Origin of the sequence: Streptomyces sp. NPDC059906 (assembly GCF_042730645.1) — a bacterium.
In the GTDB taxonomy this organism is placed as follows: Bacteria; Actinomycetota; Actinomycetes; order Streptomycetales; family Streptomycetaceae; genus Streptomyces; species Streptomyces rubrogriseus.
Genome location: NZ_JBHWKU010000055.1, coordinates 18,556 through 29,837, shown reverse-complemented (window position 1 = coordinate 29,837; position 11,282 = coordinate 18,556). Strand labels below are relative to the sequence as shown.

Below are 11,282 nucleotides of genomic sequence, written 5' to 3'. Positions count from 1 at the left end.
CGCGCCGATCATTCTCCGCAGGACCGGGTCGCCTTCCTCCGCGAGCGGCGCGCCGCACTGGAGGAGCGGGTGGTGGCGCTGCGTCAGGCCATGACCGTCCTCGACGAGAAGATCGCCTACTACAGCTGAGTGCGGGGGACCTCGCGTTCAGCCGGCGATCGGCCGGCTGCGTCGTTCCCCGGTCCGATGCAGAGGCCGGGGCCCACAACGGCTCAGCTCGTACGACGGTCGCCGCACAGGTACGGCAGCCTGCAGCTCCCGTGGACCCGTGGAGCCGTAGGCTTATGGGCATCGCGCATCCGCAGTTGGGTCCGAATGCGTCATGCCGGTCGGGCAAGTGTGGTTGAGCGATGGCTGTCCACCGTCTCCGGCCACGTTCGGGTACGACACGTTGCGCATCGCGGGCCCGGGGCGGGCAACGTGCATCCCGCGAACGTGCCGCTGTCCCTGCCCGCGAGCCGGCACTCGGCCCGCGCCGCCCGGCCGTCGAGGCCGCCGCGGACATCGACGCCTTCTGCCAGGCGAAAGCCACGCTGCCCTGCAGCCGGGACATGCCCCTGGTCATCCAGGCCGACGGCAAGGGCGTAGTCATGCGGCCCGGAGCCCTGCGCGAGGCCACCGCCGCAAAGCCGCCCAGACCGCTGCCGCGGGTCGGCGGGGCCAGCCGGCCCCGGGCGAGAAGCCCAGCCGGAAACGGATGGCCACCATCGCCCGCGTCTTTGACCCCGCCCCGCCCCGCACCTCGCCGCCCGCACGACGTGATCGGACCGCCCGAGGGACGCAGCGGACACCGCACCCGCCGGCCGCGCCCGAAGGCCGAGAACAAGCGGCTGACCGCTTCCCTGGCCAAGGCCTCCGAGGAGGTCATCGCCGAGGTGTTCGACCAGGCCCAGGGCCCGCGACCCGCACCACCTGCGCGACTGGATCGTCCTGGTCGACGGCGTCCGTCACCAGCTCGACGTCATCCGGGCCGAGGCCGTCCGCCGAGGCGTGACGATCCATCTCCTGATCGATTTCATCCACGTCACCGAACAGGTCTGGGCGGCCGCGCACGCCTGCCACAAGCCCGGCAGGCCTGAGGCCGAAGCCTTCACGGCCGACCGGCTCACCGCGATCCTCGACGGGCACGCGGCCCGCGTCATGCTTCCCTCGCCCCCGGACACCGCTGCTCCCTGCACCGCGAGGATGGTCCCTCCGGTAGCGCAAGCCGGCACCGGACCGGGCACCGACGGCCGGCGCTCTGACAGGCATGGCTCAGCCTGGACAATCCTGCGGCAATCCTGGTCGACGAACCCGAGGACCTGGGCGACCGGAGCCCGTGAGTGAACTCGCCCGAACCCGACACGCGACGTTTCATCCGACACCGGACCACCCCCTCGTCCGGACCGTGGCGGCCGGAGTCTCCATGTCGGCGCAGCGGTCCCGGATCGAGCAGGGCCTGCGCTCGCGGGAGAGCTTCGTCGAGGATCCCTTCACCGAGCTGCTGGACGAGCTGGGTACTCCTGGCCTGTCGAGCCCGCCTCGGTTCCGTGGCCGCCGCCCGCATCCGCAGTCGCTTGGTGAACAGTACGGACACCAGAGCCACTTGACGACTTACTGAACAGGGCGCCCGAACCCGGCCGATCCCGTACCCTGCGCTGTACGCAGCACCGATCCGACGTGGCACCGGGGGACCTGGAGCAGTGCGATGAGACAGCGGCTTCGGGACGTGATCATCGTCCTGCCCGGCATCACAGGGTCCGTTCTCAGCCGTGGAGGCACCCCTGTGTGGGACGCCTCCTACCGGCTGATCGGCAAGTCTGTGCTGCAACGGCACAAGACCGTGCGGGCCCTCGCCCTCGACGAGGACCCCCTGACCGCGGACGCGCTGCTGCCGCGGGCCTGCCTCGTGCCGGGACTGGTGAAGATCGACGGCTACTCTCGGCTGACCCAGGCGCTGGCCGCGCACTTCGACGTGCGGCATGCGGTGGCAACCGGCACGGATGCGTTGCCGCCGTCCAACCTCATCGAGTTCCCCTACGACTGGCGGCTGGACAACCGCGTCACCGCCCGCCGGCTCGCCACGGTCGCCGAGCGGGCCCTGGCCGACTGGCGGACGTATGCGAACGTCCCGGACGCCGAGCTGGTCGTCGTGGCGCACAGCATGGGCGGCCTGGTGGCCCGGTACTTCCTGGACGTGCTCGGAGGCCACCGCCTGACCCGGGCACTCGTCACCTTCGGTACCCCGTTCGGCGGTTCGCTGGACGCGCTCGGCTATCTCGCCGACGGTTACCGGAAGGCGACCCTGGACCTGACCGACGTGATGCGTACGTTCCCGTCCGTCCATCAGCTCATGCCGGCCGACCCGGTGATCCATGACGCGACGGCCGCGCTCCCCGCTGGCGGGACGCCGCGACGGATCTCCGAGGTCGGTCCGATCACCGGAGTCGCCCCCCACCTCGCCGCCGACGCGGCCGAGTTCCACCGCGAGATCGCCGCAGGGGCGAAGGCCGTGGCACGCGGGGGCTCCCGGTACGCCGTCCTGCCCGTGGTCGGCACCCATCAGCGCACCTGGCAGTCCGCCGTGTACGACGGTTCTGGCGTGTCTCTCAGCCGTGACCTCCCGGACGGCGTGCACCGCTACTTCGGCGACGGAGACCGTGACGGCGACGGCACCGTCGGCATCTCCTCGGCGGCCCCCGCCGACCCGCTGGACGTCTTCGCCGACGTGTTCCAGGCCGAGAAGCACAGCAACCTCCACAACAACCCGCACGTCCTGAACACCCTGCTGGGCCGGCTGACGAAGATGCAGGCCCGCGCCCGTCCCAAGCTCCGGGGCCCCGAGCCCTTGGTGGACACCGGCCAGCTCGCCCTGGGCGTGGATGTCGAGGACCAGTACGCTGGTGACGAACCCGTCGTCGTGACCGCGGAGGTGTTCGCGCCGGACCGGCCCGAGAAGGTCACCGCCGTCGCCGAGCACACCGAGTCCGGCGCCCGCCACACCGTGGACCTGGTGCCCGCCCCGGACGGTGAACGCACCGAGGAGGCATGGCGTGCCGAACTGCCGCGCCTGGCACCCGGTGCGTACCGACTGGAGGTCGTTGCCCGCGGTGCCACGGCGCTGCCGCCGCCGGTGCACGACCTGTTCGAGGTCAGCGAGGCTGGTGCATGACCTGGCCGCTGTGGTCCACCTCCGACCAGTCGGGGCTGGCCCGCTATGTGGTCAGCGGGGCCGAGCAGTTGCTGACCCCCGGCCTGGACCGGCGCGGTATCGGCGAAGGCCCCGGCGGCCCCCTCGCCCTCGCCCGCGCGCTCTACGGGCAACTCGCCCTGCAGGGCCTGTACTACGACGTCGAGGGCTACACCCCGTCGGACCATGTCCAGCGCATCCGCACGCCTGCCGAGGTCCTCGGCTCCCCGGGCCGCCGCGGCACCTGCCTGGACCTGGCCCTGCTGTACGCGGGACTGCTCCTCGACTACGAACTCCTCCCGGTCGTCGTGGCGCAGGGCGAGCACGCCGTCACGCTGGTCTGCCGCGACCACGGACTGCGTGAGTGGGCCGGGTACCGGCCCGGCTACGAGGAGTTCCAGGGCGGCGTGGTCCGCGATCCGTCCGTGGTCCGTGCGCTCGTCGAATCCCATGCGTTCGTCCCCGTCGAGTGCACGGGCTTCGCCCGCCTCACAGCCGGCCCTGAGGGCAGACCCCCTGAGGGCAGACCCGAGTTCCACCCCGGGGAGGACACGCTCGCCGGCAGCCGGCGTACGGACGACGGGCTCCTGGACTTCGACACCGCCGTCGACGTGGCACGTCGACGGATCCTGGCCGCGGACCGGCCGACGACGCTCGCCTTCGACGTGGCGATCATGCGCCACCACGGCATCGAACCGTGGCAGCCCCCGGTTGCCGCACCGCAGGACCGCGCACCGCAGGACCGCGCGGCGGGGGACCGGGTGGTGTCCGCGGGACGGGCCGTGGGAGAACTCACCGCGCGCTCCCGCCATCTGCTGGAGTCGGAGCTGGCCTTCCTGGACCCCGGGCCCGGCCATCCCGCCACGCCCGCGAACGTCCTCAGGCTTCTGGAGGACGGCCCCGGCGTCCTGCTCACCGGGCCCGCCGGAGCGGGCAAGACACGCACCCTGCTGGAAGTCGCGGCGCTGGCCGAACGCGACGACTGGCGCGTGCTCTACGTACGGCCCGACAGCGAAACCGCCAACACGCACGTGGAGAGGGCCGTCCTCGCCGAACCCGCCGCCAGGACCCTGCTGCTCGTCGACTACCTGGAGGTCTGCGCGGGCCTGGACCTGCCCGGACTGCTGGAGCGTATCCCCGCACTGCAGATCGCCTCCGGGCACTTCGCCGTACTCGCCACCAGCCGGCAGAGCAGAGTGCCTCATCTGGTCGCCCGCGGTGCCGTCGACGACCTGACCGAGGTCGAACTGCGCCTCGGCTCCGACTACCACGCCGCGATCGCGGAACGCATCTTCGCCTCCGTCGCGCCCCTGGCCCTGGGACGGCTGGGGCCCGCGCGGATGGCGGAGATCTGCGGACACCGCCCGGTCATCGCACTGCTCATCGCCCAGGACGCGGAACGCCGGATCCGCGCGGGCAAGGACGCGACCCCGGGCCGGGGCCCCAGCCGGCTGATGCGCTGGTTGCGCGCCAGCCTCGTACAGGACGGCGTCGTGCCCGCGCACAGGGCCCCCGGCGACGACGAGGACTGGCTGTCCGGCGGCGACGACATCAGCCACTCCGTCCGCGCCTGCGCGCTGGCCGCCGCGGCCTGCCCACTGCCCAAGGAGCGGCTGGAGACGCTGGTGCAGCCCGTGCTGGACGAGGCGCCACGCGCGGGCCGGGCCCGCGCCCTGATCGACAACCTGCTGGTGATGGGCTGGTTCGAACAGGTCGGCGACCGTCTGGACGTGACCCACGACCTCGTGACCGACGAACTGCTTGGCGCAGTCGTCGTCCCACGCGCCGGCCTACGGGTCCGCGACACCGAGCTGACCGGCCTGCTCGACCGGGCCGTGGACCAGCCCGACGTGCTCGACCACCTCGCGGGCAACGCGGCCCGCCTGTACGGCGAACTGGCCAGGACCGCGCAGCGTGACCAGTTCGGCAGGACCTGCCGGGAGTGGATCACGGCCAGGGCGGGCCGCATCGGCGAGGTCTGCGCGAGCGCGCCCGAGGGCGGCCACACCCTCTACACGCTGCTGCACGCAGAGCCTTGGCAGAGTCCGGTCGGCCAGGCCTGGGACACCGTTGTCGAACCCTGGCTGCGCACCGCGGTCCCCGACGCCGACCGCAGCCGCTTCCTGCGTTACGCCCTGGCCGGGCTGCCCGCCGGGGAGGCACTGCCGACCATCACCGCCGCCTTGGTGTGGCTCGCCGGGAACACCACCGCCGTGGAGCCTGTCCTGGCCGGCCTGCTGTGGCGTACCGACCTCGACCACGCCCAGCGCGCCGCCGCCGCCCGTCGCGCCCAGACCTGGGCGGCCTCCGACGCCGTCGAGACGGCGGACGACGTCACCGTGGTGCTGCGCGGCCTGCTCGCCCACCCCACCGGCACGACGGACCTCGACCGGCGGTCCGTCGAGGTCACGGCGGACTGGTTCGCCGGGCACGCCACCGCCCTGCCCGCCGGTTTCGTCGTCCGGCCGCTGCTCGAGGCGCATCTGCTCACCGCCGAAGAGAGCGGGACCGTCACGGACGACGCGGTGCGCTGGCTGAGTGTCCACGGAGCCCATCCCCGGGTGCGCACGGTGCTGCCGGTCCTGCTCAGCAGCCCCAGGCTGTCCGCGGGCCAGCAGACGACGGTCGTCGCGCGCTCCCTCGCCTGGCTGGAGTCCCATCTGCGGCGCCTGCCGACCGCAGAGGTCTTCCGCCCCCTGTTCGCCCGGCTCACCCCGAGGAACCCGCAGTACGAGCGGCTGCTGATCCTCCTGGAGACCTGGCTCGCCGCCCACCCGGACCATCCGGACGCCGCCTGGTTCCTCACCCGGCTGCTGCTGTCCCCGGGGGTCTCCCGCGAGGCCACCGCACGACATCTGCGCACCGCGGCCGACTGGTTCGACACGTACGGAGACACACTCGCCCAGGTCGGACGGGTCCAGCTGCTCCTGACCATGGCCCGCTGCCTGAACTCCGCGACCGGCGACGGGGAACCGGCCGCGGCCGTACTGGACTGCCTGGTGCGGCAGCTCGTGGAGTCACCGGGCAAGTCCGGCATCGGGCTGCGTCAGGAACTCGCCCGGGGAGCCCTGCGGGACGCGGAGTTGCGCGATGCGTTCGTGGCCCGCGCCCGGCACGCCCTCGCCGACGGACGGACCGGTCCGGGCGCCGTCGCGCTGCTCAACCTGCTGTTCGAGACCGCGGCCACACCGCTCGGCACCGACCGGGTCCAGGAGGCCGCCCTCGACTGGCTGGCCCACCGGACCGAACTCGTCCATCTAGACCTGCTGAGCAAGGTCGTCGAACGCCCCTTGCTCTCGGACGAACGGCGCGAGCAGGCCGTCGCCGTGTGCCTCGCCTGGATCGAACGCCACCCGGACAACGCCGGCGTGGTCGCCCCGCTCGCCGGGCTGTTCGACAGTGACGGACTCTCCGCCTCCCAGGCGGAAATCGTTCACGCGCGCGCCCAGGAATGGGTCCGTACCATGGCCGACCCACGCCCCGGAGGACGACTGTCGGCCATGGTGCTGCGTAGCCCGGTGTTCCCCGCCGAACGCCGGGCGCAGGCCCTCGACACGCTGAAGGAGACGGTGGAGCGGCTCGGCGTCGACGCCGGTGTGGTCCTGCACGACCTCGTCACCGGCTGGTCGCACGCCACCGGTCCGGTCGACGTGCTGTGGTTCGTCCTCGACTGGATCGGCGCGCACCCCGCGACCCCCACGGCCCAGATGCTGCTGCGCCGCCTGGTCAGTATCCGCGCGGACCCCGACTTCGTGCACGCCGCCGCCCGCCATGCCCTCGAACGCCTGCGCGCCGACGCCCCGGGCCATGACGCACCACTTTTGCTGCGGGCGCTGATCGGCGGCCCGTGGATGCTCCAGGCCGACGTCGAGGCCGCCGCCGTCCTGGTGAGGCAGCGGGCCGCAGCCAGACCGCACCACGCACAAACCCTGCCCCTGCTGCGGATCGTGCTGAACTCCTCCCGCCTGGGTGCTCCGCACATACGCTGGGCCGCCCAGGAGATCATCCGCGGCGCGCATCGCGCCCCGTCGGGGCCCGACATACAGCTGCTCGCCACGGTCGCGAACAGCACCCGCGTCGATCCCGACACCGCCGACGAGGCGGCCGACGGCGCGCTGACACGGCTCGGCCGGCTCCCCGCACCACCGACGACCGTGAAGACTCTGCACGCTCTGCTCGGCTCGACCCGCTGCAGCCCTGCCCGTATGGGGCGCATCGGAGTCGCGGCCCTCCACTGGGTCCGCTCTCACCCCAGTCCGGACGGCTCCGACCTGAAACTCCTCACGGCGGTGCTCAGCTGCCCCCGGGTACCCGCAGCGGTTCTCTCGCAGGCGGCGGACACCGCCAGAGCCCGGCTCAACCGCGCCGAGGACGCCCCGTTGCCTGCGAACCCCGCACAGCTGGCGCGGCTGCGGAAGGTGCTCGGCCAAAGAGCACACGCCGTGGCCCTGCCGGCCACGGTCGCGTCGCTCGACCAGGCCGAAGCCGACATCGCGGCCTCCACTTCCTACGCGCAGGTGCGCGCGGCGCTGCGGAACAACAAGCTGGACTCCGTGCACGCGGACCGCGCGGTGCGGCTCGCGGCGCGATGGGTGGAACACCACCACGAACAACCCGACTCCACAGGGTCCGGACAACGCCGACTGCTCGCCGAGATGCTGCAAGCCGCCATCGGCAACACCCGAGCCACCCCCGAGGCCGTCGCCCCGCTCCTGCCCACCGCACTGTCCTGGCTCGCCGACCAGGAACCGGGCGCCGACCAACTGGCCAGGTCCGTGCTGGGCAGCCCAAACGCCGGTGCAGCGCGCGCAGAGGCGGCCGACTGGCTGCTCCGGCGGGCGGAGGCGGCCCCCGCCGTGGTCTCGCCGCACCTGCTGCGCGCCCTGCTCAGCCAGCCGGCGCTGCCCGACGCCGTCCGGCAGCGCACCGAGGACCTCACCCTGGCATGGCTGCCGGCCCACTTCGACCATGCGGCCTGGCCGGCCGTGGCGAAGGCGCTGCTCGTGACGCTACGCGGCGACACCACCCGCAGCCGCAGCGACGTACTCGTCCGCTCCGTGCTGCACTGGGCGGAGGGGCACCACGAATCGCCCCACACCGGCCCGCTGTTCGACATCCTCGTACGCCACTGCGAGATGGGCGAGGACCTCTACGGAACAGCGGCCGGGGCCGCCCTGGCGTGGGTGCTCCGCAACCGGCACGAGAAGCACGCACCCCGCATCCTCGCGGCGCTCGTCAGCAGCGCCCCGGTCCCGCCGTCCGTCCGGACCCCGGCCCTCGAAGTCGCCCTCGCCCACCTGCGCGCCGCTCCGCGCCACCACAACGACCACATCAGGCTTCTGCGCGCGCTGATCGGCGCCACCGGCGCGGACGGCGCCACGGTGGACGAGGCCGCCGAGCTCGCCCTGAGCCTGCTTCCCGGCGCGGGACCGGTCTGGACGCCGCAACTGCTGAAGTCGCTGGTGTCGTCGCCGATGTCCGGCCCCGACGTCATCTCCCGAGCCACCGGCGCCGCCGAGGACTGGCTGGCCGAGCACCCCGGCGACCCGGCCGCAGCCTCCGTCCTCGACGCCCTCGTCACCTCACCCCGCACGGACCCCGAGCACGTACGGCACCTCCGCGAGAACGCGGCCGAACGGTCCGGGGGAGGGGCTCCGGGACTCGGATGATCCCGGAGCGCGAATGGTGGGGCTGCTGGTTTCCGGGCCGGCATGGCTGGTCCTCTGTGCCGGTCGGATGAGCTGGGGGTGTCACGGGGTCTGGTAGGTGCTGTTGGAGGCGTTGGTGAGAGGTCCGGCTAGCGTCTGGCCGGTGTAGTGCCGGGCCGTTTGCGGGTGGCGGGTCTGCGTGACGTGGGTGCGCGTATGCGACATCAAGCGCCGTGGCCTGCAGCACACGGACTGCTCTTGGGAGGATGGGTTGGACGGCAGTGACGACGTGTGGTGTTTTCCTCGGCCTGGACGTCGGCGATAGTGCCCGTCAGGGGCGGGGCCTCGTGCCGTCCGGGAAGAGGGTCTTCGACGAGCAGCTGCCCGACAGTGAGCCGAGGGTGCGGGCCGTTTTTGACGAGCTGCCGGGGAAGTTCGGCACCGTGCTGGTGGTTGTTGTGCGTTCGCTGGAGTTGACCGATGAGGTTACCGCCGAGCTGATCGTGCTGGTGGGGTTCGACCGGGATCTGGTGGTCGAGGCGACACGGACCTGGAACCGGTTGCGCGGCCTGCTCACCCAGTTCTGCCCCGGCCTGGAGCGCGTTCTGGGTCCGCGCCCGGGGAACCCCGCCGTGTCCTGGCTACTGGAACATTACGGTTCGCCGGCTGCTCTGTGGAAGGCCGGTTGCCGCAGGCTGGTCGAGGTGGTCCGTCTCAGGGTTCCGCGCATGGCCCAGCGGCTGATCGACGAGGTCTTCGGCGCGCTCGGCGAGCAGACCGGTGTGGCCCCGGGCATCGGCACCTTCGACCTCGTGGTCCCGTCCGTGGCCCGTTCGCTCGCTGCGGTCCAGGAACAGCGACGCGCTCTGGGAGCGCAGATCGCACGGCTGCTGGAGGCTGCTCACCCTCTTCCGCGGTTCTGATCTCGACTCGGGGAGTCGCGGTCAGGGCCGCCGCCTTCTTGCCGGTGGCCGTCGGCGACGCGACCGGCTTCCCCGCCGCCGCCCACCTTGCCTTCTACGCCTGCCCGGCCCGGACGGCCAAGCCGTCGGGGGCCTCGGTCCATGGCGAACACGCGCCCAGAGGCGGTAACCCAGGATCTCTTCTGCCTCGCAGGACGACGGACCGACGTGCTCTTCGCGTTGCCCCGGCCTTCAAACCGTCGGCCGGGTGCCTGGGGCCGGAAGGCTCCGTGAGTGGTTGCGGTGCCGCCCGATGCGGTTGCGGCTCCTCGGAGCAGGTACAGGGCAGGGCGGGTCGTGGCGGCTGCTTCGAGGTCCGCAAGCTGCAGGTGGTCAGTGTGGTCGGAGCGTGTAGTGATGGCGGGCAGCAGGATCTGTTTGTCCGCGGCGCGGGCTTCGCGTGCTGGGTCCCGTCAGTATCCAGGGCCTGCGCGCCGGCCGGCCGGCGCGTCTCGTCGGGCCGCCCGCCACCCGCCTGATGAGCGATCACGATGCCCTTCGGTGACGTCGCGTAGCCGTCGTCCTGCCCCTACTGCTTGTTCCGAGGGCCGAAGGCGGCCTGGGCGGCGTTCTCCTGTGCGAGGACCTCGTGCCGGCTGGTCCATCCGGTTGCCTGGCGCAGTGCGTCGAATTCACGCTGCAGGGTGGTGTCCGAGGTGGTGCGGGTGTCGGTGCTGATGGTGACGGGCAGTGCGGCGGCGAGCAGTTGGGTGGCGGGGTGTGCGGTGAGGCTGGGGACGGCGCCGGTCTGCGCGTTGCTGGTGGGGCACATTTCCAGGGCGATCTTGTCGGTGCGGAGCCGGTTCAGGAGTGCGGTGTCGGAGGTGCAGCGGACGCCGTGGCCGATGCGGCGGGCGCCGAGGGCGTCGATGGCCTCCCACATGCTTTCGGGGCCTGCGGCCTCTCCTGCGTGGACGGTGCAGGGCAGGCCGGCGCTGTGGGCGAGGTCGAAGGCGGCCCGGTGAGGCTGGGCGGTGTAGCGGGTCTCGTCGCCGGCGAGATCGAGGCCGGCGACGACGTTCCGGTGCCGTAGGGCGGTCTCGGCGACGGCGAGGCTTTCATCGGGGCTCTGGTGGCGCAGGCAGCACAGCAACAGCCCGGTAGCCACGCCGGTGACGGCCCGGCCCTGGGCCAGCCCTTCGGCCACCGCCTGTACGGCTTCGTCGGGGGTCATGCCGTGGCGGCCGTGCAGTTGGGGGGCGAAGCGCACTTCGCCGTAGACGACACCGTCGGCCTTCCAGTCCTCGACCAGCTCCCGGGCGGTCCGGGTGAGGGCGTCCGGGGTCTGCAGGACCTGCAAGGGCAGATCGATGTAGGTCAGGAAAGTCGTCAGGCTGCCGCAGTGGGCCGGGGCCACGACCAGGTCCCGGACCGGTCGGTCGAGGGCGACGCCCTGCCCGCGGGCGAGGTCGGCGACGGTGCCCGGGCGGACGGAGCCGTCGAGGTGGCAGTGCAGTTCGTAGCGCGGGATCCGCGCGATGGGGGTGCTCATGAAGTCGGTCC

General features: G+C 72.5%; 4 protein-coding genes and 3 pseudogenes. 6 read left to right on the top strand and 1 reads right to left on the bottom strand.

All coding sequences use genetic code 11. From position 1 onward, the window contains the following. The 6 genes and pseudogenes from ACFV9J_RS39515 to ACFV9J_RS39490 form a co-directional block, all read left to right on the top strand. A pseudogene (locus tag ACFV9J_RS39515) lies at nt 1–129 on the top strand (MerR family transcriptional regulator); the annotation flags it as partial. Between the two features lie 171 nt (nt 130–300). After that, a pseudogene (locus ACFV9J_RS39510) lies at nt 301–1,194 on the top strand (ISKra4 family transposase); the annotation flags it as partial. Between the two features lie 124 nt (nt 1,195–1,318). Beyond that, entirely contained in the window at nt 1,319–1,600 is a 282-nt protein-coding gene (locus ACFV9J_RS39505) for a hypothetical protein (RefSeq protein WP_385362922.1), read from the top strand. Between the two features lie 87 nt (nt 1,601–1,687). Then, complete coding sequence (locus ACFV9J_RS39500) at nt 1,688–3,151, top strand: esterase/lipase family protein (RefSeq protein ID WP_385362920.1); 1,464 nt, start codon at nt 1,688–1,690, stop codon at nt 3,149–3,151. Further along, the gene (locus tag ACFV9J_RS39495) at nt 3,148–8,838 is read left to right on the top strand and encodes a hypothetical protein (protein WP_385362919.1); all 5,691 of its coding nucleotides are present in this window, start codon (nt 3,148–3,150) and stop codon (nt 8,836–8,838) included. The genes ACFV9J_RS39500 and ACFV9J_RS39495 overlap by 4 nt, the downstream gene beginning before the upstream one ends. A gap of 245 nt (nt 8,839–9,083) precedes the next feature. Beyond that, nucleotides 9,084–9,910 (top strand): annotated as a pseudogene (locus tag ACFV9J_RS39490) (IS110 family transposase); the annotation flags it as partial. Nucleotides 9,911–10,308: 398 nt separating this feature from the next. Here the strand turns inward: ACFV9J_RS39490 and add are convergent. After that, nucleotides 10,309–11,271 carry an adenosine deaminase gene (gene add / locus ACFV9J_RS39485; RefSeq protein ID WP_385362917.1) on the bottom strand — a complete coding sequence of 321 codons (963 nt, stop codon included), beginning with the start codon at nt 11,269–11,271 and terminating at the stop codon, nt 10,309–10,311. Between the last annotated feature and the right edge of the window lie 11 nt (nt 11,272–11,282).

Coding starts and splice junctions, on each gene's coding strand:
- ACFV9J_RS39500 (WP_385362920.1), top strand. CDS start 1,688: ATGAGACAGCGGCTTCGGGACGTGATCATCGTCCTGCCCGGCATCACA.
- ACFV9J_RS39495 (WP_385362919.1), top strand. CDS start 3,148: ATGACCTGGCCGCTGTGGTCCACCTCCGACCAGTCGGGGCTGGCCCGC.
- add (WP_385362917.1), bottom strand. CDS start 11,271: ATGAGCACCCCCATCGCGCGGATCCCGCGCTACGAACTGCACTGCCAC.